Source organism: Agrobacterium bohemicum (assembly GCF_001562555.1).
GTDB classification, from domain to species: domain Bacteria; phylum Pseudomonadota; class Alphaproteobacteria; order Rhizobiales; family Rhizobiaceae; genus Agrobacterium; species Agrobacterium bohemicum.
In genome coordinates, this window is record NZ_KQ961029.1 from 55,789 (window position 1) to 78,428 (window position 22,640).

The 22,640-nt window shown below is 54.4% G+C and carries 22 protein-coding genes and 1 tRNA gene; 15 read left to right on the forward strand and 8 right to left on the reverse strand.

Annotated elements, in window-relative coordinates:
* Window positions 1-28: 28 nt before the first annotated feature.
* The gene (locus tag ATO67_RS12440; protein WP_067649259.1) at window positions 29-1,081 is read right to left on the reverse strand and encodes a helix-turn-helix domain-containing protein; all 1,053 of its coding nucleotides are present in this window, start codon (window positions 1,079-1,081) and stop codon (window positions 29-31) included.
* A gap of 144 nt (window positions 1,082-1,225) precedes the next feature.
* On the opposite strand from ATO67_RS12440, the gene ATO67_RS12445 reads away from it, so the two are divergent.
* From ATO67_RS12445 to ATO67_RS12455, 3 genes are all read left to right on the forward strand, one after another.
* Window positions 1,226-2,293 (forward strand): alpha/beta hydrolase family protein, encoded by a 1,068-nt coding sequence (locus ATO67_RS12445; protein WP_067649827.1) that lies wholly within the window; start codon window positions 1,226-1,228, stop codon window positions 2,291-2,293.
* Window positions 2,294-2,480: 187 nt separating this feature from the next.
* Window positions 2,481-4,997, forward strand: coding sequence for a methyl-accepting chemotaxis protein (locus ATO67_RS12450; RefSeq protein ID WP_158667354.1), 2,517 nt, complete (start codon window positions 2,481-2,483; stop codon window positions 4,995-4,997).
* A 226-nt stretch (window positions 4,998-5,223) separates the two neighbouring features.
* Entirely contained in the window at window positions 5,224-6,318 is a 1,095-nt protein-coding gene (locus tag ATO67_RS12455; RefSeq protein ID WP_067649264.1) for a glycoside hydrolase family 25 protein, read from the forward strand.
* Here the strand turns inward: ATO67_RS12455 and ATO67_RS12460 are convergent.
* Window positions 6,315-7,193, reverse strand: coding sequence for a DMT family transporter (locus ATO67_RS12460; RefSeq protein ID WP_067649267.1), 879 nt, complete (start codon window positions 7,191-7,193; stop codon window positions 6,315-6,317). The two genes, ATO67_RS12455 and ATO67_RS12460, sit on opposite strands and share 4 nt — an antisense overlap.
* A gap of 83 nt (window positions 7,194-7,276) precedes the next feature.
* On the opposite strand from ATO67_RS12460, the gene ATO67_RS12465 reads away from it, so the two are divergent.
* Both ATO67_RS12465 and ATO67_RS12470 read left to right on the forward strand, forming a co-directional pair.
* Window positions 7,277-8,716 carry an aminotransferase-like domain-containing protein gene (locus ATO67_RS12465; RefSeq protein ID WP_106404948.1) on the forward strand — a complete coding sequence of 480 codons (1,440 nt, stop codon included), beginning with the start codon at window positions 7,277-7,279 and terminating at the stop codon, window positions 8,714-8,716.
* 85 nt (window positions 8,717-8,801) lie between these two features.
* Complete coding sequence (locus ATO67_RS12470) at window positions 8,802-9,116, forward strand: hypothetical protein (protein WP_067649273.1); 315 nt, start codon at window positions 8,802-8,804, stop codon at window positions 9,114-9,116.
* Between the two features lie 154 nt (window positions 9,117-9,270).
* Here the strand turns inward: ATO67_RS12470 and lepA are convergent, their stop codons facing one another.
* Complete coding sequence (gene lepA, locus ATO67_RS12475; protein WP_067649276.1) at window positions 9,271-11,109, reverse strand: translation elongation factor 4; 1,839 nt, start codon at window positions 11,107-11,109, stop codon at window positions 9,271-9,273.
* A 194-nt stretch (window positions 11,110-11,303) separates the two neighbouring features.
* On the opposite strand from lepA, the gene ATO67_RS12480 reads away from it, so the two are divergent.
* From ATO67_RS12480 to ATO67_RS12520, 8 genes are all read left to right on the forward strand, one after another.
* On the forward strand, window positions 11,304-11,885 hold the full coding sequence (locus ATO67_RS12480; RefSeq protein WP_425352204.1) for a helix-turn-helix domain-containing protein: 582 nt from the start codon (window positions 11,304-11,306) through the stop codon (window positions 11,883-11,885).
* Window positions 11,886-11,903: 18 nt separating this feature from the next.
* A complete protein-coding gene (locus ATO67_RS12485; RefSeq protein ID WP_067649279.1) occupies window positions 11,904-12,446 on the forward strand; it encodes a GNAT family N-acetyltransferase in 543 nt (180 codons plus the stop codon).
* 74 nt (window positions 12,447-12,520) lie between these two features.
* A complete protein-coding gene (locus ATO67_RS12490) occupies window positions 12,521-12,832 on the forward strand; it encodes an Rdx family protein (protein ID WP_067649282.1) in 312 nt (103 codons plus the stop codon).
* A 150-nt stretch (window positions 12,833-12,982) separates the two neighbouring features.
* Window positions 12,983-13,069, forward strand: a tRNA-Leu gene (locus tag ATO67_RS12495).
* A gap of 101 nt (window positions 13,070-13,170) precedes the next feature.
* On the forward strand, window positions 13,171-14,835 hold the full coding sequence (locus ATO67_RS12500; RefSeq protein ID WP_158667355.1) for a site-specific integrase: 1,665 nt from the start codon (window positions 13,171-13,173) through the stop codon (window positions 14,833-14,835).
* Window positions 14,836-14,895: 60 nt separating this feature from the next.
* Entirely contained in the window at window positions 14,896-15,240 is a 345-nt protein-coding gene (locus ATO67_RS12505; RefSeq protein ID WP_067649289.1) for a hypothetical protein, read from the forward strand.
* Window positions 15,241-15,941: 701 nt separating this feature from the next.
* Complete coding sequence (locus ATO67_RS12515) at window positions 15,942-16,661, forward strand: hypothetical protein (protein ID WP_067649295.1); 720 nt, start codon at window positions 15,942-15,944, stop codon at window positions 16,659-16,661.
* A 14-nt stretch (window positions 16,662-16,675) separates the two neighbouring features.
* Entirely contained in the window at window positions 16,676-17,869 is a 1,194-nt protein-coding gene (locus ATO67_RS12520; protein WP_157940941.1) for a helix-turn-helix domain-containing protein, read from the forward strand.
* A gap of 69 nt (window positions 17,870-17,938) precedes the next feature.
* Here ATO67_RS12520 and ATO67_RS12525 read toward each other — a convergent pair whose 3' ends face one another.
* The 5 genes from ATO67_RS12525 to ATO67_RS12545 form a co-directional block, all read right to left on the reverse strand.
* Complete coding sequence (locus ATO67_RS12525) at window positions 17,939-18,742, reverse strand: hypothetical protein (RefSeq protein WP_067649301.1); 804 nt, start codon at window positions 18,740-18,742, stop codon at window positions 17,939-17,941.
* A gap of 631 nt (window positions 18,743-19,373) precedes the next feature.
* A complete protein-coding gene (locus tag ATO67_RS12535; RefSeq protein ID WP_158667356.1) occupies window positions 19,374-19,850 on the reverse strand; it encodes a hypothetical protein in 477 nt (158 codons plus the stop codon).
* A complete protein-coding gene (locus tag ATO67_RS23115) occupies window positions 19,813-19,974 on the reverse strand; it encodes a hypothetical protein (RefSeq protein WP_157940943.1) in 162 nt (53 codons plus the stop codon). The genes ATO67_RS12535 and ATO67_RS23115 overlap by 38 nt, the downstream gene beginning before the upstream one ends.
* A 53-nt stretch (window positions 19,975-20,027) precedes the next feature.
* Window positions 20,028-20,354, reverse strand: coding sequence for a BRO-N domain-containing protein (locus ATO67_RS12540; RefSeq protein WP_067649308.1), 327 nt, complete (start codon window positions 20,352-20,354; stop codon window positions 20,028-20,030).
* 671 nt (window positions 20,355-21,025) lie between these two features.
* Window positions 21,026-21,367: a pilus assembly protein N-terminal domain-containing protein gene (locus ATO67_RS12545; protein ID WP_103087787.1), complete on the reverse strand. Its 342-nt coding sequence runs from the start codon at window positions 21,365-21,367 to the stop codon at window positions 21,026-21,028.
* Between the two features lie 495 nt (window positions 21,368-21,862).
* Between ATO67_RS12545 and ATO67_RS12550 the strand changes: the two genes are divergently transcribed.
* Both ATO67_RS12550 and ATO67_RS12555 read left to right on the forward strand, forming a co-directional pair.
* Window positions 21,863-22,048, forward strand: a complete 186-nt coding sequence (locus ATO67_RS12550; RefSeq protein WP_067649314.1) for a Flp family type IVb pilin — start codon at window positions 21,863-21,865, stop codon at window positions 22,046-22,048.
* A 62-nt stretch (window positions 22,049-22,110) separates the two neighbouring features.
* Entirely contained in the window at window positions 22,111-22,623 is a 513-nt protein-coding gene (locus tag ATO67_RS12555) for an A24 family peptidase (protein ID WP_067649317.1), read from the forward strand.
* Window positions 22,624-22,640 lie beyond the last annotated feature (17 nt).

Sequence of the window (22,640 nt, forward strand, 5' to 3'; positions counted from 1 at the left end):
CTTCTGTCCATATTTGATGGCCATCCGGTTACGCCGGGTGGCCATTTTTATGCGCTGACACCAGCTTCCAAACCTCCCGCTCCCGCCACGCCAGCGGGTTCATGCCGGTGATGCGGCGAAATTCCCGGTTGAAATTGGACTTGGTCTGGAAGCCGCTTTCGAACATGATGGACGTCACGGATTGATCCGTCTCCTCCAGCAATCGGCATGCATCTCTCACGCGCAGTTGGTTGATATATTGAGAGACATTACCGCCCGTTGCGCGGTTGATGGCATTGGAAATCTGGCGGCTGGGCAATGCCAGCTTGCGGGCTAGGCGGGAGAGATTGAGATTTTCGTCTCTGTAGAATTGATGCCGCGCCATCAGTTCTTCCAGCCGCGCCATGATCTCATGGTCTTCGGTGGTGGCGCTCACTGGCTCTGTTTCCGTTAGCGCCGAAAATTTTTCAGGCTTGCTGTCGCCCGCAACCCATGCCGTCAGCCCAATCAGGAGCAGGCCGAGCACATTGCAATTGCTGATGATGACACCGGCATTCTGACCCCGCGTCCATTCGTAGTCGAGAAGGATCACAATATCGAAGGCTGCGGAAAGGCAAAGGGCGGCAGCGGCGATATAGAGTGCGCGGTGAACGGATGTGACGCTCGCAAATTGCGCCTCCTCCAGCCCATCCGGCCCACGCCGTCCCAACAGGATGATGGCCAGCGCATAGCCGACAAAAAGAGAAATGAGGGCAAAATCGATAGCAACCGGATAAAGGATCAGCAAGGCTATGATGACGAGTGGCGGAACAGCAAGGCTGGCAAGCGTTTCCGCACTTTTCAAACGCCAGTCGTTCATCAGGCTGCGGAAGCTGGCATAGGCCAGCGGCGGCAAAAGAGATGCCGTTACGGGCAATGAAAATTTCAGCCAATCGACTTGATAGCCCCAGCGCAGACCAACAAGTGCCGACTGAGTGGCGCTCAGCACGAGCAACGCCAGAAACGGTAGATTGGCCTTTCCTTCGCCATTGGCTCGAAGGATCGAGATCAACATCAGACAAAGAAGTAGGGCGACAACAAGGGGTAAAGGCAGGAAAATCAAGGCGAACGACCCAGGTTGGAAATGATGAACCCTTTCTACATGGACCAGATCGCGTTCGCGAACGACCTCAAACGTGTTTCAGGGCGTAAAAAAACGGCGATGCGCAGACATCAGCCTCGTTGTTTCATTTCAAGAGGCTTTCCCATGCGCTGCATTCTTTCCGCTACCGTATTATTCGTTCTCGCCACACCGCCCGCTTTTGCAGGCGAAAATGTCGGCACCCGCGATATAGCCATCCAGTCCTCTTCTCGCGGCCGGGATTTATCCGTTACCGTCTGGTACCCGTCTGGAGGGATGAGCCAGAAAGTCAGCGTGGGTGACAACAGGATTTTCGAAGGAGCGCCCGCTTTCAAAGATGCCCCCATCCAACCGCATCGCCTGCCATTGGTGTTGCTATCCCATGGCTCCGGCTCGCGCGCGATCGGTATGGCATGGATTGCGACAGCTCTTGCGCAAGCCGGTTTCATTGTTGCCGCACCAGATCACCCCGGCACGACCAGTGGCGATTCCACGCCGGAAGACACACCGAAAATATGGGAGCGCACCGATGATCTCTCCACCATCATCACATCGCTCACAACCAATGCCGAATGGTCAAAATCCATTGATGAGAGCCGCGTTGGCGTTCTGGGATTTTCGCTGGGCGGGAGTGCTGCGATGGAGCTTGCAGGTGCGCGCGCCGACCTTAATGCCTACGTAAAATATTGCGTGGACTATGCCACATCCATGGATTGCCAGTGGTTTTCGGGTGGACGTGGCTATAAGAACGATGAACAGATCGTTGTTCCGAAGTTTGATTTGCGCAGCGTCGATAAGGCACGCTTTGAACAATCCAATCGCGACGCGCGCATCCGGTCTGCCGTGCTTGTCGACCCGGGGCTGGAGGCCGCCTTCACGAAGGACAGTCTTGAGACTATCGACATTCCGATGACATTCATCAATCTCGGCAGCGTCGGCGACATTCCTGTCTCTGTGCTTTCGGACCAGTTGGCTAAGGACGTGCCGCATGCAACTTACATGCAAGTCGATGACAGCAACCATTTCAGCTTTTTGCCCGTCTGCAAAAAAGATGCAGACGCATTTTTGAAATCGGTCGGTGAAATCGATCCGATTTGTGAGCAGACGCATAAGCGTGACAGAGCAGACATTCACAAGGAACTGGTGAAGCTAATCATCGATGCGTTCCAGAGCACGCTCAAAGCAAGCGACTGATCGTGCAGCAAATGCCCGTCAAAGAAGCCGGTTCAAGCATACCGGCTTCTCCCTTGGCATTATTCGCGAAATATCGAACTCACTGAATATTAACATTATTTTCAAACCTCGGTTGCAGAAGTGTAGGCACGCTGATCTTTTCGGCTTCAAAGAAATTGAAGGCCAAAAGCGGACTTTGGGGAAAATAATGATGATCGATAACTTGCTGGCACGTTTCAAGATACAAACGAAAGTCATCGTGTTCATAGCGCCATTTATTGCAAGTATTCTCGCAGTGGGATTGTCGGGGCTTTACGCATCAAATCTACTGCAAAGCCGCATGGATGTTTCCAACACGATCCTGCAATCCTTGACCGGATTCAAAGAAGTGTATGGCGGCATGACATCGTTTCTTACCAACACTAATGAGGAGACCCGCACCACCTTGCACCGCCAGCTGGCCGAACAGGCCAATTTTCTGCGCGCGACCGAAGATGGTAACTCCAGCGAAATAAAAGACGCGATTGACAGAACAAAAGTCATCACCAATCAGGTCGATGAATTGTGGTCGAGCCACCAGAAAGAGCAGGCACTTCGTGCTGGTATGGATACCGACCTTTCAGTCATCAAGAAGGAACTGAACGGCCTTCTGGCGAACGCAACCAACATCCGAAATACGCTTCAGACCGACGAAGCCAAAGCCAAGCTGCTGTTGCGCGAAGCAGACAAACTTAATCGCGGCGCAAACCTCATTGCCACTGTGGTCACAGACTTCAACAGAGTGACATCGCCCGAGGAAAAGACGGCTGTCGTAAAGGCAGCCATTTCCAATCTGGAAACAACGGCCAAGGAACTGGTCAGCATCGCCTCCGTCGATCAGAAAATGATTATTGACCAGCTGGCCGAGGGCGTGACCCAAATCCGCGCCCAGCTCGATATCGGCCTCGTCAATGACGCGACAGTCGGCACGATCGACCGCGTGGTCAACATCATGCGCCCGTCGACCATTCGACTTCAGGGTTTTGCTACCGTCAAATCCCGCCAGGCGACTGAGGTTTTCGGCAAGCTCGACCAGCCTATCGAACAGGCAACAGCATTTCTTGCCACCGCACGGCAGATTGCCGAAGACGCAAAAAATCTAGAGCTTGAAATGGCAGGCTTTGTTGCGGCCCCAGCCAAGGCGTCATTGGAGAAATTCAGAGATGTCGCCTTCCGCCTGAACGTCTCTGCCGGCGAGATGATCGGCGACAAGACGATGTCTGAGGCGACGCGCAAGAGCGCCGAATCGATCGACGCCATGGCCACCAAGCTGGACCGCGCATCGGCAGACCTGTTCGCCATGTCTCAGCAGCGTCAGGTCGCGTTCCGCATGGCGGAAGACGAGATCCGCAACGTTTGGACCAGTCTGACGAGTTTTGCCGAAAAGCAGCGCACTGCCGCCGATACCGAGCGCATCAAGGCGGATGGCATCTCGCTTTCAGCCATGGTGATCGGCGTACTCGTTGCCATCTTTGCCGGTATCGGCCTGGTGATGACGTTCAAAGGCCCTATCCTTGGGATCGTCGGCGCCATGAAGCGGCTGGCAAAGGGCGATATCGATATTCCACTGACGGGCAAGAACCGTTACGACGAAATCGGCGACATGGCGCGCGCGCTGGAAGTGTTCAAGGAAAATGCCGAAGAGCGCATTCGTCTCGAAGCCTCCACGCAGGAACAGCGCGCCTCTGCCGAAGCAGCACGCCAGTCCAACGATGCAGAGCGGAAAGAGCTGGACCGCCAGATCCAGTTCGCCGTTGCGGCCTTGGCCGGTGGGTTGGAGCGCCTGTCCGCAGGCGACATTTCCACCACCATCGATACGCCATTCAGCGACCGTCTCGAGCAATTGCGCGTCGACTTCAACCAGTCCATGCTGCGATTGCGCGAAACCATTGGCGGCATTCTCGAAAACGTCGGTGCCATCCGCGGTAACGCGCAGCAAATGTCGGAATCCGCTGTTGATCTGGCGCGCCGCACGGAACGTCAGGCCGCTTCGCTGGAGGAAACGGCAGCAGCCGTGGATGAGGTCAACTCCAACATGCGCAACGCCGTGGATCGTGCCCGGGAAGCGAACACCATTGTCGATAAGACACGCCGCAATACCGATGAGTCACTTGTCATCGTCGGCAATGCGATTTCGGCCATGGAGCGGATCGAGAATGCATCGAAGACCATCGGCAACATTACCGAGGTCATCGATTCCATTTCGTTCCAGACGAATTTGCTGGCTCTGAATGCGGGCGTTGAAGCAGCGCGCGCCGGTGAGGCGGGCAAGGGCTTTGCCGTTGTCGCCCATGAGGTTCGCGAGTTGGCGCAAAGATCGGCCGCAGCCGCCAAGGAAATCCGTCAACTGATTGCCGTTTCGAACAAGGAGGTCGCCGCAGGTTCCAGCCTCGTTACCCAGACAGGCGAAGCGTTGGCCCAGATCGGCACGCAAATCTCCCATGTCAGCGACCATGTGCAGCAGATCACGCAATCAACGCAGGACCAGTCGATTGCCATGCAGCAGATCAATAGCTCCGTTGGTGAAGTTGATCTGCTGACGCAGCAGAATGCGGCGATGGTGGAAGAGACAAGTGCGGCCAGTGAGCAGCTGAATGAAGAGACGGATCAGTTGCTTGGTCTGCTGGAGCAGTTCCGCCTCGACAGCGCGCAGGATAGCCGCCGGGATCATCGGCGCGCTGCCTGATCAGAAAAAACGGGAATTTCGAACATGAGCGCGGGCGGTTTCGTCCGCGCTTTTTGCTATCATGCTCACCGCAGTCTCACGCAAATGTCAGCTCATCTTTTTTATCATTTTCCGATCGTAAAGATTGGATTCAGCCTTTTTTGATAATTTGTCGTTAGTCATCTTTTTTCAAGGTTCCAGGGCGGTGCGTTTTGTGTTTGCCCGTCTGTTTTGCGTACGGATTCTCATGTATCGATCGACAGTGCCAGCCATTATTCTAGCCTGCCTATCCCTCACGGCCTGTACGTCCAGTTCTGGGCCGGAAAGCCTGATGGCGGGAATTCCTTCCAAGGAAACGACGAGTTCCGTAACGCCTTCGGCGCCTGTGCCGCAGGCCAGTGTTGGCCAAACGCGTGCGACGCTTCGTGCCGAACCTGCCCAGAAGGTCCTGGCCTGGGGTGGGCCGCTTCCACAGGAACCAAAAGCCTTTGCCGCTGTGGACCAACAAGCCGAACCCCGTCGCGCCATGCCCCAGATCGACACGTCGATGTCGCCACAGGCTGGTGTCGGTCTTCCAGATGAGAAGTCGGTGCAGATGGCCATGGCCGCAGCGCCTGCCATCAATGCCGGACCAGCCGTACGCTCCCGCATCTTCCGGTCCAACTTCAGCGATGCCAAGCCGATCAATTTCGGCAAGGTCACGCCTCGGCATTTTGCCGTCCACGGCGTCGATGTTTCCCGCTGGCAGGGCAATATCGATTGGGAGAGGCTGAGATCACGCGGCGCCAACTTCGCCTTCATCAAGGCGACCGATGGCGGTGATCATCTGGACCCCATGTTCAAGACCAACTGGAACCGCTCCAAGGCAGCAGGGCTGCGCCGGGGTGCCTACCACTTCTTCTACTGGTGCCGCCCTGCAAGCCAGCAAGCAGACTGGTTCATTCGTAACGTGCCGCGTGACCCGGATGCGCTGCCGCCTGTCATCGATGTGGAATATAATGGCGAATCCAGCTGCAAGATGCGCCTGCCGCGCGCCAAGGTGCTGGAAAAGATGCAGGTATTCATGGACATGCTGGAACGCCATTACGGCCAGCGCCCGATCATCTACACTGCCCCGGATTTCTACAAGGACCATCTGTCGGGTGAATTCCTGAACTACCCCTTCTGGCTGCGGGCCGTGGCCCAACACCCGTCCAAGGTCTATCCAGACCGCAAATGGATGTTCTGGCAATATTCCGGCTCTGGCCTGTCCCATGGCGTAGAGGGCAAGATCGACCTCAACGTCTTCAGCGGCAACGAGGAAAGCTGGCTTCGCTGGACATCCCGACGCGGCAACGGCTAACAGGGCTGTGGCTTCGTCGCGGATTTCTTTGCACCGACGACACAGGCCACGACGCCAACCGTTGTCAGCAGCATCGGGATGCTGACGGCTTCGCCCAGCAAACTCGCCGCCAGCACAAGGCCCATGAAGGGTTGGAGCAATTGCAACTGACCAACGGCGGCAATGCCGCCCAGCGCCAGTCCACGATACCAGAAGATAAAGCCGATCAACATGCTGAACAGCGACACGTAGATAAGCCCGGCCCATGCGCCACCTCCAATAGTGCTCCACGACGCTGGCATGGTGAAGAGTGCGAGCGGCAGCATGATGGGCAAGGACAGAACCAGCGCCCACGAAATGACCTGCCAACCGCCAAGCTTGCGAGACAAGGCCGCCCCCTCCGCGTAGCCAAGGCCACAAAGCGCGATGGCCGCCAACATCAGTAGATCACCGGCCAGCGACGCCGAGCCGCCCTGCGTCATCGCGAAACCAGCGACCAATGCGCTGCCCAGACATGAGTAGAGCCAGAAGGCCAAACGCGGGCGCTCGCCTCCGCGCAGCACGGCAAATATGGCCGTCGCCAATGGCAGCAGACCGATGAAGACGACAGAATGGGCCGAGGTGATGTGCTTCAACGCCATGGCTGTCAGCAGCGGGAAGCCGACCACGACACCCAGCGAAACGATGGCCAGTGACAGCACGTCATTCCGTGCAGGACGCTTCTGCCGAAAGACCGCAAGCAGCGCGACCCCGAGCAACCCGGCAATGCTGGCCCGCGCCAATGTCAGAAACACGGGATCGAACCCCGTAACCGCCAAACGTGTTGCTGGCAAAGAGCCGCTGAAAATAACCACGCCCACAAAACCGCTCACCCAACCAGCCGACTGCCTATCCATTCCAATGCTCCATTTCGATGGATTTATGAACCGGAATGGATGGTGCAGACAGCTACACTGCGGTACAGTTTTGTAAAACTGTTATGGTATTGAGAGCAATACGGATGAATCTGATCCCGAGCAAAACTCACGATAACGCGCCTCGCATCAACAGCGTGATGGCGGAAGTTCGAAAGCGTATCTCGGCACGCATCCTCGCGCCGGGATCAAAACTTCCATCGGTTCGCGCCTTCGCCAAGACAATGCTGGTTTCAACCTCAACCGTTGTCGAAGCCTATGAACGGTTGATGGCAGAGGGCACCATTCACTCCCGCCCCGGGTCGGGATTTTATGTGGCGGCCGCCCTGGCTCCTCTTTCACTTGCCGAAATAGGCCCGAAGCTCGACCATGCGGTTGATCCCTTCTGGGTCTCGCGCCTTGCGCTGGATGGGCAGAGTGGGATGATCAAACCCGGTTGTGGCTGGATGCCGCCTTCATGGATGCCGGAAGAGGCAATACGCCGTGCCATGCGCAGCGTGGCCCGCGCGGACACAGACCTGTTGACCGACTACGGTACTCCGCTCGGACTTCTACCATTGCGGAAATTGCTTTCGCGGCGACTGTCGGAGAACGGCGTGCACGCTGCGCCGGAACACATCATGCTGATGGATAGCGGCACGCACGCTATAGATCTGCTCTGCCGTTTCCTGCTGGAGCCGGGGCAGACCGTTTTGGTCGATGACCCCTGTTATTTCAATTTCCATGCTCTGCTGCGCGCCCACCGGGTCAAGATCATCGGCGTACCCTATACACCATCCGGACCGGATGTTGCGCTGTTTGAAGAAGCTCTGAACGAACACAAGCCCCGCCTCTACATCACCAATTCTGCAATCCACAATCCCACCGGCGCGGTTCTTTCTCCGGTTACAGCGCATCGGGTGCTGATGTTGGCGGAACGTGCCGGACTGACGATTATCGAGGACGATATTTTCGCAGATTTCGAAAACCAGAAAGCGCCGCGACTTGCTGCCTTCGATGGTCTGAGCCGGGTCGTGCAGATCGGCAGTTTTTCCAAGACGCTCTCGGCGTCCATTCGCTGCGGTTACATCGCAGTACCACAACCTTGGATAGAGCCGCTGACCGACATGAAGATAGCCACGAGTTTTTCAGGCAACCAACTATGTGAGGCAGTGGTGCTGGCAGCGCTTAAGGATGGCAGCTACCGGCGACACATCGAGACCGTGAAAGTGCGACTGTCCAGAGCTAGAGTGGAAACAACATCACGGCTTCGCGCGCTCGGCATCACACCGTGGATCGAGCCGCAAGCGGGTATATTTTTATGGTGCATCTTGCCTGAAGGGGTCGACGCGGCAAAGGTCGCTCGCCATGCTCTTTTGAAACATGTGGTTTTGGCGCCCGGCAATATTTTCAGTCAGTCATACGCCGCATTGACCCATATGAGGTTCAACGTTTCGCAATGCGACGACCCGAAAATGATGGAGGTTTTGAGTGAGGCGATCGATACGGCGCGTTCGATACTGTAAGGGTACCAGTTTTTACCATTTATAGATTTCTGGAACCAATCACGCAGAATCGCATTTTCTCCCCATAGTAAGAGGAGAAAACATCATGACATTCGATCCAAATCTGCCACGCGACCCCAATCTTCGTCCAGATCGCCCTGAACTTCGCACAACGCCAGAAGCTGCCCGCAAATCTGCGGGTTGGGCTCCCTGGGTTGCGGTCATCGCAGTTCTCTTGGTCGGCGGCTTCATCTGGATGCAGATGAGCGCTCCATCGACAACTGACCCAACGACGACGTCGTCAACAACGCCCCCAGCCGTCAGTGATCAGGCTCCAGCGCCTGCCCCCATGACACCGGCTGCACCCGATAATGCGACGCCTGCTTCGCCTAACACGGGCGGTACGCAGACTCAGCCTTAAGAGGTTGATGTCGTCAATAGTTGAAAGAGCCGCTTGCTTTCGGGCAGGCGGCTTCTTTGCGTGAACGGTACGGCATAGCTGTCTTCGATAAAAACTCGCGGTCGATAAGCAATTGCCATCATAACAAAAAGGGCGCCTCAGCGCCCTTTTCATATCAATCATCGCTCATTTTCAGCGCTGCAATGAACGCTTCTTGCGGAATGTCCACCTTGCCGAACTGGCGCATGCGCTTCTTGCCTTCCTTCTGCTTGTCCAGAAGTTTGCGCTTGCGGGTGGCATCGCCACCGTAGCACTTGGCGGTTACGTCCTTGCGCATGGCAGAGATCGTTTCACGCGCAATGACGTTGCCGCCAATGGCCGCCTGAATGGGGATCTTGAACATGTGGCGCGGAATGAGATCTTTCAGCTTTTCGCACATGTCACGGCCGCGCTTGTCGGCTGCGGTGCGGTGCACGAGCATGGAGAGCGCGTCCACCGGCTCGCCATTGACCATGATCGACATCTTCACAAGGTTGCCTTCGCGGTAACCATCGAGATGGTAATCGAAGGATGCGTAGCCTTTGGATATGGATTTCAGGCGGTCGTAGAAATCGAACACGACTTCGTTGAGCGGCAGCTCATAGGTGAGCATGGCGCGTTTGCCGACATAGGTTAGTTCGGTCTGTACGCCGCGGCGGTCCTGACAGAGTTTCAGGATACCACCGAGATAATCATCCGGCGTCAGGATAGTCGCCTTGATCCACGGTTCGCGGATTTCAGAAATCTTGACGACATCAGGCATGTCAGCCGGATTGTGCAGCTCGCGCTCGGAACCATCGGTCATCGTCAACTGATAGACCACCGAAGGGGCGGTTGCGATGAGGTCCAGATCGAACTCGCGCTCGAGGCGTTCCTGAATGATTTCGAGATGCAAGAGGCCGAGGAAGCCACAGCGGAAACCGAAGCCGAGAGCGGCGGACGATTCCATTTCAAACGAGAAGGACGCGTCGTTGAGGCGAAGCTTGCCCATGGCGGCGCGCAGATCTTCGAAATCGGCAGCATCGACCGGGAACAGGCCGCAGAACACGACCGGCTGGGCAGGCTTGAAGCCCGGCAAAGCCTTTGCTGTGGGGCGCTTGTCTTCGGTAATGGTATCGCCGACGCGGGTATCGGCCACTTCCTTGATGGAGCCGGTGATGAAACCGATTTCACCAGGGCCGAGGCTATCGACAGCCACCATCTTAGGGGTCAGAACGCCAACGCGTTCCACCTGATATTTCGCGTCCGTGCCCATCATGCGGATGGTCTGGCCCTTGGTCAGCACACCATCGAGAACGCGCACCAGAACCATAACGCCGAGATAGGTATCGTACCAGCTATCGACCAGCAGAGCCTTCAGCGGACCTTTCTCGCCAAGCTCGCTCTTTGGCGGCGGCAACTGGTGCACGATGGCTTCAAGAACATCCGGAATGCCAAGACCGGTCTTGGCCGAAATCAGCACGGCCTGAGACGCATCGATGCCGATGACTTCCTCGATCTGTTCACGGATACGATCCGGTTCAGCAGCAGGCAGGTCGATTTTGTTCAGGACGGTGACGATCTCGTGGTCGTTATCGATGGCCTGATACACGTTTGCCAGTGTCTGCGCTTCGACGCCCTGAGACGCATCCACCACCAGCAGCGAGCCTTCGCAAGCTGACAGCGAGCGCGAGACTTCGTAAGCAAAGTCGACGTGGCCGGGGGTATCGATGAGGTTCAGCACATAGATTTCGCCGTTATTCGCCTTGTAATGCAGGCGCACGGTCTGTGCCTTGATGGTGATGCCACGCTCGCGCTCGATATCCATATTGTCGAGCACCTGCTCGGACATGTCGCGCTCAGCAAGGCCGCCCGTCGACTGGATCAACCGGTCGGCTAGCGTCGATTTGCCATGGTCGATATGGGCAACGATGGAAAAGTTGCGGATATGGTCAAGCGGGGTGCGGGTCGAATTTGTGCTCATGCCCCGCGCTATAGCAGGGGCTTTTGCGCTGGAAAAGCGGGAATTTGGTTAAAAGCCTTTTAAGTTGGGCTTTTCAGCCCTCTGGGCCAGCTTACAGTGCCACAGCGAGCGTTGGGGCAGAGTGGCGAGCCAGATTATCCTGCCACCAAGACCTGAATTCCACTAAGATGGATGTTGACTCCATTATATAGGATTATTATTCTTATATGATGGAAAATAACATCGACACTTTCGAACAGTCAATCGCTGAACGCATCAAGCATCTGCGAGCACAGGGCAATCTGACGCTCGAACAGCTGGCCACCGCATCCGGCGTCAGCCGCGCCATGATTTCCCGCATCGAGCGCGGAGAAGCCAGTCCGACTGCGGCGCTTCTGGCACGCATCTGCGCGGCGCTCGGGCTCTCGCTTTCGGGCTTCTTTGCCGAGGACAGAGAAATCGTCTCGCCCTTGGTCAAGAGGCAGGACCAACCGACATGGCGGGACCCTGACACGGGCTATGTGCGTCGCGCCGTATCTCCTCCCTACGTCGGCTCCGATGTCGATATTGTTGAAGTCAATTTTCCCGCCCACGCAAAGGTCAGCTTTCCGCCGCATGCCGCAAGCCGTGGAATGACGCAATATGTGTGGTTGTTGGAAGGCAGCATCGAGATGACGACGGGCGCGGGTGTGTATCTGATGGAAGCAGGCGATTGCCTGTTCATGCCCGTTGGCGACGGGCACACGTTCCACAACCCGACCGACACCCCTGCTCGCTACGCCGTGGTGCTGGACCACCGCAAACGCTGATATTTTTAGGAGCTTCAAATGACAATCATCCGCACATTGACAAGTAGCGAGACCTTGGCCGCACTGCCAGACCTTTCCGAGATTCTGTCCGATTGCGTCAATGGCGGCGCCTCCGTCGGCTTCATGCTGCCTTTCGCACCGGCTGATGCGATGACGTATTGGAAAAGCGTGGCGGAGGCCGTCGATCATGGCGACACAATCCATGTGGTGGCTGAGTTGGATGGCAGAACGGTCGGCACCGTTCAGATTGGCCTTGCCTCCAAACCCAACCAGCCCCACCGCGGTGACCTGATGAAGCTTCTGGTGCACCGCTCGGCCCGTGGTCTTGGCGTGTCCCGCAAGCTGATGGCACAGGTAGAGGCAGAAGCTGCAAAACGCGGACGAACACTTCTGGTTCTGGACACGGCAACCGGCAGCGAGGCAGAGGCGATCTACCCTCGTTTTGGTTGGGAACGCGTGGGCGTCATCCCGGACTACGCGCTGTTTCCGAATGGCGCATATTGTGGAACCACTTTGTTTTACAAGCGAATCGCGGAACGCTCGATTTCTTCGCCGATGTAAAGAGCCGCGCCGTTCACTACTTGCAAACGTGTGCCTGCTGAAGAATTATTCCTTCAGGCACGAACGAGGGCAAGATGGCAAACGCAATCCGCAAACCACGTATTTCCATTGTCTATTGCACCCAGTGCAACTGGCTCCTGCGCTCATCCTGGATGGCGCAGGAACTGCTTCATACCTTCGCCGATAGCCTCGGCGAAGTCGCTCTGGTGCCGGCGACAGGCGGGCGTTTTGAAATCCTGGTGGACGGAGAGGTCATCTGGGAACGCAAACGCGATGGTGGCTTTCCTGGTGCCAAGGAACTCAAGCAACGCGTCCGTGATGTCATCGACCCGGACCGGGACCTCGGCCACCTCGATAGATCGAAGAACGAAGGTATGGACACCTGATTCTCAGAAGGCGGTGATGGATGCTGTCGCCCCCGCACGCGAGCCAACCACCGCAAACATCGATTTTTTCACTGAAAAATCAATGATCGTCACAAAACTTCAAAATCTCTGTTGACACCAGACGACTGCCCCCGTACATGGCTCCTCGTCGCCCAGATGGCGGAATTGGTAGACGCGCCAGCTTCAGGTGCTGGTACTCGAAAGGGTGTGGAGGTTCGAGTCCTCTTCTGGGCACCATCCGTTTTTACTCCCCTTGAAATCGTTAAACAAATAACCTTTTCAAGGGGATGTAGCTCTTCACCTGAGGCACAGAAGTGCGTCACATCATGGTGATTAGAATGGTCAGACCCGTCAAGCGTTTGGGTACAAACAACGCTCAATTCAGACACCGCATACCGCTCGACTTGGTGGAAAAGCTCAAGGGCCAACACTTTGCGGTTGACCTTCCGCTTACTCTTGACGCCCTTGATGAGCGCGCTACGTTCCGTGTCTCTTGCACGATTGGCGCTGAGATAAAATTCTCTCTCAAGACAAAAGACCCGAGACTGATCAGCGTACGTCACGCCGCCGCTCTCGGAGCCGTAACAACCTTTCTCGACGCCGCGAGACGTGGGCCGGTAGACTTGAACCATCGCCAGCTGCAAGCCGTCCTTGGGCTAGCCTATCGCCAGCTGATGGCAAAGCATGAGGACAATCCGCCGCCTATAACGAAGGATGCGGAGTGGTCGGAGTTCGAACAGTGGAAGGCCATTCTCATTGCGACGGAGGAATGCTTTGCGTTGAGCAAGTCTTTCGGCCTTCCGCGCGCCGTTGACACGATACGTCCGTTGTTTGAGGTCGATATTTTCCTAGCATCCAATCAGATACAACTTACTGAAAAAAGCTACGCAGACTTCGTGAGAGCGTTACCAGAGACCGTTGCCGATGCGATGGGTACTTTGATGGATCGCGCGCGCGGAAATTATAAGCCAGATCAGGTCGCGGCAAAGTTTCCTGAATGGAATACGGGCCGACCGGGAGCGCATACAGCGCCGTCGAAGGGGCAAGTTAAAACCTTCGACGATTTGTTTGATCGTTGGAAAGCTGAAAGCAAAAGGGCAGCATCTACTATCTCGACATGGCGCGGCTATATCAACCGCTTCAAGACGTTCGTGGGCCACGACGACCCGCACAGAGTCGAAAGAGTCGATGCGCAGCGATGGAAAGATGCGCTCGTCAATGAAGGGCGTAAGAAGGTCTCATCGACGTATCTTGCGACTTTCAACACGCTCTATCGTTTTGGCATGAGCAACAGTGAAACGACCGGGATAAGGCACAATCCATTCGATGGCGTGAAGGCAAAGCAGAAAGTTCTGGCAGGGACCACGCGCCTACCTTTCTCCACCGCCGAAGTTGCCACAATCCTCAATGCAGCGCGCGCCGCGCCTCTCAATCATCTGAGGTGGATACCGTGGCTTCAAGCTCAGACAGGCGCGCGTGTAGCTGAGGTGGCGCAGCTTTGGGGTGGAATGATCGTGACTGATGATCACGGACACCCTTGCATCCGTTTCCAACCGGCACCGGACGGCGGCACCTTAAAGAATGTAGGTTCTGAGCGCATTGTACCGCTCCACCCGCATATCATTTCAGCAGGGTTTATGGACTTTGTGCGTGCACGCGGTGCAGGGCCGCTGTTCTATGGTGCGCGCTCAGGTAAAATAGCGATCAAAACGCGCGAAGAACAGAAGCATCCATCGAAAGGCGTCAGCAACAGGCTCGGCGCTTGGGTTCGAAACCTAGGCATCACTGATGAACGTAAGGCCCCGACGCATTCGTTCCGCCATTGGTTCAAATCGGAAATGATGCGGCTAGAGGTCTCGGATAAGCTGGTTGATAAAATTCAGGGACACAGCGACAAGAACGACTCAAGTGGGTACGTACATGCCGATACGTCGATGATGCTTGCGGCAATTTCAAAGTTAGACCTTAACGCTATAGCGGACAGAGCGCCGAAACAGGCGTAGGCCCTTCTCGGAGAGATCAACCTAAGATAAGCTTCACGCCAATCATCGGGGGTTTTGGTTATGGGGCGTGTAGCTTTTCTTTGCGCAATCTTCCTTTCGGCTCCTAATTTGGCACTGGCATTTTGCTCTCAGCCGTATGGCGATGTGACGCTACCTGATGCACCGGGAAGCTTCCACAAGCCGACTGCTCCTTATTGTCTCTCTGGCTATAAGTTTTCCGGCAAGCATAGTTGCTCTGATTGGGAGATAACCAGCTATCAGAACGAGGTGGAGACCTACCTCACCAAGTTGCGCAGCTTTGCCAATGAAGCCGTTGACGCAGCGAACGAGGCCATAACCTTCGCTAACGATGCCAAAGCGTACGCCAAGTGTGAAAGCCAGAACGTCCTTGCTGAGTTGAACTAAGAGCCACCTTATGGACTTCCTCTCAATTATCTTAGCGGCATTAGGCATCCAGCGAGAGCGGGCAAGTAAAGCCAGTGACCGGAGGATAGAAGCCTACCGCCTTGTCTCTGAGGTGTCAGCAGAGGCTGCACAAGCGGCCAACATGGTGGCTACAGCAATGCCTGGCATCATGCGGCGGCTTCAAGTTCTCTACCCAGACCAACCGGAGATACCAGCAAGCTGTTCTACCACTCTGACCACGATGTTCACCCAAGCGAAACAGCTGCATGAAATGGCAGAAGGCTACAAGCCGACGGTTGAGAAGGGCAGCAATTGGGCTGACTGGGAGCTGGCCTTAAGGAAGCTGCACGAATGGCGGTCTACGGCTTCCTTGCTGCGGCCTCAGACAGAGACAATCATCCGGCGATACGAAGAGCTACTGACCCAAGCTGAGCTGGATTGGGATGAGCCCCTGTCACCCCCGCAGCAGCCCCCACGGTCTGAGCGCGACAGGGGGTGGGATGCTCCCCCATTATGAGAGCGGGGCCGGGGGAAAGCTCGCCGCAGCTGCTACGTGATTAACTCTGAGATACGTGACCCCTGTGGAAGTCGGAAGGCTATAATTCCTGTGGTAAGAACATCAAGGCGCTTGCAAAGTGCAAAATTATGTGGCTATTTTCCGCTTAATGCAAAATCGACATGCATAGCATAAGGAAAGCTACATGATTCCCGATGAGCGTAGATTAGAGTTTGAAGCCGCGATAAGACGAGACATTCCCCGCAATGCGCTCGTTGAAGTGAAGACAATGTTCCCCTGTGCTGCCGAGCAAGCAGACGTTGCCGTAAGCACCTCGCACACAGCCATAGTGGATGGGGTGCCATTGTCCCGTTTCCGCCAAAGTAGGGCGGTGGGTCTTATGCGACACAATATTATCGATGAAGCCTTTGAGGGGATACTCGCCCGGAACGGCGCTGAGTTTGTGAAATCCGTTCCTGTGGAGTACGCACCCGATGAGATTGCGCTTGCCCCTGTCCACCTCACTACCGGCGTCTTTGGCCATACAATGGTCGGCTTCGCCTCGCATAGAGAGCTAACAGATACACCTGTTAAAAACGCAACACGCAGGGCCCTTTGCTATCAAAACCGTGGCCTTTCGGCTGATCTTTTCCATCCGCCTGAAATGTTCAGTGATAGGAAACGAATGGCCGTTATCATGGTGAGGCGCGATCCCAACGTGCTTGGAAAGCTGGCGTCTCTAACCTTGTCCGTTTTGGATAGCAGACAGGAAACCTTCATCTATCAATCGGATATCGATGAATTTCTTGCTGGTTACGGTGTGGGAGCTGTTCCTGTCGTTAAGCGTCCCGTGATGCTCAAACCCGTGAAGGGTAGCTTCAAGGACACAAATGGGGATGCGTCACGCGATCAGAGCGAGAAGTGATTTAGGAATGAGAAGTGCGTAGCGGAATACAGACATTTGTGGGAGCCAAGCTTGCCGAAGCACGACAAGCACGGGGCATTTCATCGCGAAAAGCTCTTGCCGATATGATGCAGCGTGCAGCTAGCACAGTGCAGCGCTGGGAAGAAGGTGACTCTTTCCCGGAGCCGCAAGCGTTGTCTGAGCTTTCCACACTACTTGCTGTCCCAGAGGACTTCTTTCTAACGCCGCGATCAGATGGCGCTGGTCCTTCTTTCTTTAGATCATTTGCTGGCGCTTTGAAAAGTGACAGACTCATCCAGCATGCGCGGCTGGCGTGGCTGGAAGACATCACAGCGGTAGCTGAGCACTACGCTTATCTGCCGGAAGTGAATGTGCCGGATTTGATGGGTGGTCGAAGCTTTAAGTCGCTCAGGAATGAGGATATAGAAGCCCTCTCACAAGCCGCAAGAGAACACTGGGGACTTGGCCTCAAGCCTGTACTGGACGTAGTAGCGTTCGTTGAGGGTATTGGCATCATCGTAGCGGCTGAGCAGATGGAAACGGATAGACTGGATGGTCTCAGCCGTTGGGGCCAAGACGGAAGGCCCTACATACTCTTAGCTAATGACAAACAATCTTTCGCACGCCGTCAATTCGATACAGCTCATGAGCTGGGCCATATCCTTCTGCACAGGCAGATAACCGAAAGCGAGTTCGAAGAAAACTTCAAGCTCATTGAGGATCAAGCGCATAGCTTTGCGTCGGCATTCCTGCTGCCCGCAAGTCAATTCAGTGTCGAGGTTGACTCTGGAGCTATATGGGAACTTGAGCGCCTTAAGGCACGCTGGAAGGTATCGATAAAAGCTCAGATCATGCGGCTCAAGCGGCTGGATATTTTAGACCCCCTATCCTCACAGCGACTCTTTAAAATTTATAGCTCTAAAGGATACTCTTCGAAGGGCGAACCCTACGATGATGTTTGGCCGCTGCAGCAACCCAGCTTATTAGCTGATGTCTTTCGGGCTTTGGTCGATGAAGGCCAAATCAGTAAAGAGGCTCTTTGCCACGACCTTCCGCTGTTCCCCCATGATGCCGAAAGCTTATCTGGGCTCCCAGCTGGCTGGCTGACGCTGGAAACGGCTAGAATTGTTGAGTTCAAAACTGATGCACTCAGACGCCCTAAGGACGGCAGCAATAGTGCGCAAGTTATTCCTCTGACGAGAAAGTAGCCTTTTCAGAATTCGAATCCCACACCGCGACGAGATTACCTAATTGCCTCCTGATGAGGTCGCGGGAGGTCAGCGCAGTCCTGCGAACAACCTGATGAAGCCCATGCCGCTGGTAGCAGACAGCAAGGCAAGCTCAATGGGAGCTTCATGAACTTGCTCAAACGGTGCCCCGTGCCTGTATGGATGGGCCTCCCTGACCCAAGCATTAAGGGTCTCCAGCACGCGGGCTACCTTGTCCTCAGCTTCGGGAAACTCTTTGTATCGATCAAGAAGGATTAGCTTCAAGCATCCGTCCACTGACTGCTTGTTTAGACGGTTCGCGGTATTGGGGCCGATCACCACGAGGAAGGAGCTTTCCACGGCTTCGAAGACACCCCGGATCAATCCTTTGCCGCTCTGCTTTACAGGTGAAAGCGCTTTTAAACCCTCTTGTAGAGCCGCTCGTGCTGCCGTGAATTCAGGCCTGTCGAGGCCAGAGAGAGCAGCCTCCACGGCGGATGAGAACTCCGCATCGACCAAGAAATGAATGCCACCCCTATCATCCATTTTGTAATGTAAATCCTCTTGCTCCAAAATATCACGGGCTACCGTAAGCTGATTTGGAGCTTGCCGTATCCACAGAGTTATTGCGCTAAGGAAGTCGCTAACGTCTGATTTTTCCCAAAAGCCGTTGTGAAACCATCCATTAAAATACGGGTACTCAGCGCCAAGCTCTCCCTTAACGATGAGGGGAAACTTATTTAGCTGGTCCACGCTCATACTGGCCAAAAAGCGAGCCGCCACTCTTCTCCGGGCCTTTATGCTGTCAGAGAGCTTTGTGGGGCTTCGCTGATAACTCCTAGTGAAAAGCTCACCCTCTTTCGCTTCCGCCACTTTCGCCCTCCCCCTGATTCGAACTTCTGTATGCCACGATGTCGCGGGCCTCAATAACCGAAAGGCCAGACGCTACTAGCTGGAGCAACTCGTCACGCATTCTTATGTGATGCTCAGGGTCTTTCCTCAAAGTCTCAGGAAGCACCTTGCCGTGTCGGTAAGCAACACGCGAAACCCCATCGTCAGCATCCCGCCACTCTATACGGGCGTCTGGGACGAACTCGAAGCGTGGGGCCAGTTCTACTAACTGCGGCGTGAGGCAGAGCCACTGGCTACCCATCTTGACCACAGAATGCAGTATCAGATCGGAACCACAGACCATCCACCCAAAGACATGACGACTCAGCCTACTGGGGTCATTTGCTTCTTGCGTAGAGCAATTAGTGTGGCAGTCGTACGGCACCATGTCAGCCGCTAAAAGTTGATCTCTTGGTGGGCGAGTTACGACCACGCGCGGCAGGGAGATTACCTCTGTATAAGCGCGCTTCTCCCACTCGGTAACTGGAAAAGCAAAGAGTGCAGCATCACGCAATATTAGCTCGTCTAGCTGTAGACTAGTCTTAGGGGCAATTGCATTGGGAAAAAGATCGTTTTCCATTGCCGATTTGTCTCATCCTGCCCCACACTTGCTTCAGAACAAGCCCCCAGTGCCTGTTCCCTTACGCCGGGTTTCCGTTGTTCGCTCTTCCCAAACCTCCTGCCAAATCCTGTAGGTGTCGGCAACCATGCTTTCTAGCTCATCAAGGGAAAAAAGCTCAACGCCTGTGTCAGTGTACAACTGCACAGACCGTCCATCACCTTCGTCGTTATCTTGGAAACGAACAATGCCCAACCTAACGTCTGCAAAGTCATCATCAGCTACACGGATACGCTCATGCATCATTGAAAACGCAAACCTGCGGCCTACCTTGGTGAGCCCTTTTGTTCGGCGTGGGTCGACAAAAATCACATGCGGCTGCTGCTCTACTGCCAGCACCATCGGAAGCCAAAAGCTAACCTTTTTGCCAACACCGACATGCATGGGGAAAAAGTCCTGCTTTCTTCCAATCACGCTGTACCCAGATGCAAACTCATGCAGGGCTTTCGCTATCTGCGATGCAGAACGCATGTGCCACGGTCAGGAAAATATGACGCTGAAAACGTCCAAGGTTATCGACACCCAACCAACGGGCAAGCTCGATGTCGAGAACGCGCGGGCCTGTGTCGGTGAGAGATAGAGTGAAAGGTGTCATGATGTCTCTTTCCAGAAATCGGATTGTCGAATGATTGTCCCAGTGGGTCACTCTTATTGGTCAGCACAACGCGGAAAGCCGACAGCGCGGAGCCAGTAGCGCATTTCATGGGCAATCGGCTTTTTGCTGCGCGATAAGAGCGCGTCGAGACCAGCCGTAGAAATGATGGTCATGTCCCTGCCAGCCGAGAAGCCTATGGTCTCTCTCTTGATGATACGGCGTTGGCTCTCTTTCAACGCCAAGTACGAACGCCAGTATCCGACATCCGTGCCGTAGAGGGTCTTGAGAATATCTGTCCCAAGAAACCAGAAGACGCCGTCGATCTCTACGGTTCTGATTTCGCATGTTTGGAACGCATACGATGTGGTGTGGGGTGTCATGTGCAAGCTTTCGAAATTTGGCCACGCCTGGCTTCGGGAGCGCATTGGCGTAATCGAGAAGCCCCTTCGCTAGAGGGTTACGATAAAGGCCACAGGTAGTGAGACTGTGGCCTTTTTCATTTATGGTGATGGTCCCGTGTTGGTCAGCATCGTTGATGAGTTAGTCGTGAACTAATCCGGCCCGGAACTGGCCTTGCCTGTAAGCGCGGCGCTTGTAAGAGTAATATGATACTGCGAGTCCTATACCTCGCGTCCAACAAATCTCATTTTTGAATAACTTTGCGTAAAAGCCACTCGGTAGTTTTTCAAAAACGACGGACTCGCCGATTTTTATGTTCATTCCTATGTACCCCTACATGATAACAAGCGTCTTTCGTTGTTAACGATACTGATACACAAAACTGATACACACATCAATGAGAAAATCAGGAAAAACACAATGAAAACAATATCACTATCGAGAGTGAGACCCGTCCTCTTCTGGGCACCATTCCATTCTTGATCTTAGCCAGATCAACAACTTACCTGAAAATTTGATGTGAAAAAGCACTGCCCGACGGGCGATTAAGTGCCGTTTGTGGGCATATATTTGACGTTGGACGGGCGTTAAAGCGAGCAAACACAGCTCCGCGCGCTCGTCATGCTCTTTTCCAAAAATACAGTGATAAATATTACTGGCCACCGCCAGTAGCACCCTCGTTGGTGGAGTGCTCTTCGCAATTGGGTGTGCAGGAAAGAACCGTGCGCGCCGTTTGACGGAAAACGCGAACCGTGTTGCCTTCGTCGATCGACACCAGCACACGCTCATCAACGATCGCATTCCCATCTGCGTCCAGAAGAACCAGATTTGTGGTGCCAAAGCTGCGCCCAGTGAGGACGATTGTGGTTGCATCTGCGACCGTCGCATCTGCGACTTTGGAATTACCGATGATGACCTTGCTGACGGGACGATCAAGTTTCAGGACCCGCGCATGGTTCATAGACACGCGCAACATGTCGTTTTCTGCAGCCATAATTGGTGATGACGTTGCGATAAGCACCGTCAAGGTAGCCGCAATTCTTGCTATAAAAACGGACAGCATGGATATAGACAGCCTCGGTTAACTCGTTACGCATTTCATCGAAATCACCATGCGCGGCATTGGTGAATGAAGCGTTAAGTCAGAATCCCAATACGATACTGCCTCGACCATGACAGATGGATGCGGGTGAACCATTATATGCCATGCGCCATAATGGAACACGATATGCGCCACCTTGAAACGCATTTGGGAACATTAAACGAAAGTCCAAAAGCTGGAGGAGTAAGGATTGTGGACTGTGTATAAAAATTGAATTTCTACTTTGATCTATTGTTTACTATGCTCAACTACACCCCCCATTAACTAATTTTTAACGAGATTTTTTAAGTCGTTGGAAATCGACCTTCTATAATTTGGGATCAACCGAACAGCGGAAAACAGTTGTCGGCGTGCTGAACAACAATCGAAGAGTTTAGGAGAACCCGCATGACAAAGATTTTCGCTCGCTTCATGAAAGACGAGTCCGGCGCGACCGCCATCGAATACGGCCTGATTGCAGCGCTGATTTCCGTTGCTATCATTGCTGGTGCTACAACGGTTGGCGACAAGCTAAAGATCGTATTTGACAATATCGCCACGAAGATGACCACAGCTTCTGGAAAAACAACCTGATATAATAACAAATCGTCGCCCTTAGAGATGAGGGCGACGTTTCCGATATTGGAGGAACAATTGTGAGCACATTAGCCATATTGCTGATACCTCCATTTTGTTTGGCGTTTGCCGCGATCACTGACCTATTAACAATGACTATCCCCAACCGCGTCTCGGCGATTCTTTTCGGCTCCTTCATTGTAATCGCTTCAATTATAGGGATGGATTGGCAAAGCATAGGCATGAGTCTTGTCGCAGGCCTTGCCGTTCTATCAGCTTGTTTCGCGCTGTTCGCAATGAACACAATGGGTGGGGGCGATGCCAAACTTTTGACGGCATCGGCTGTTTGGTTTGGCTTCAACACTTCACTTGCAACATTTTTGATCTGCGTTGCTATTGTTGGTGGAGTTCTTACTCTCGCGATTTTACTACTGCGCTCCCGTAAGCAAGAAATCATGGCAAGCGGCTTGCCAATTCCTGATTCACTTCTAGTTGCAAAGAAAGTGCCTTACGGCATAGCTATCGCTATCGGGGGCCTCCTGACCTACCCCGAAGCGCCCATCGTGCAACTCGCCATGCAGCACATGCTTTGACGGCACATTTCCAATAA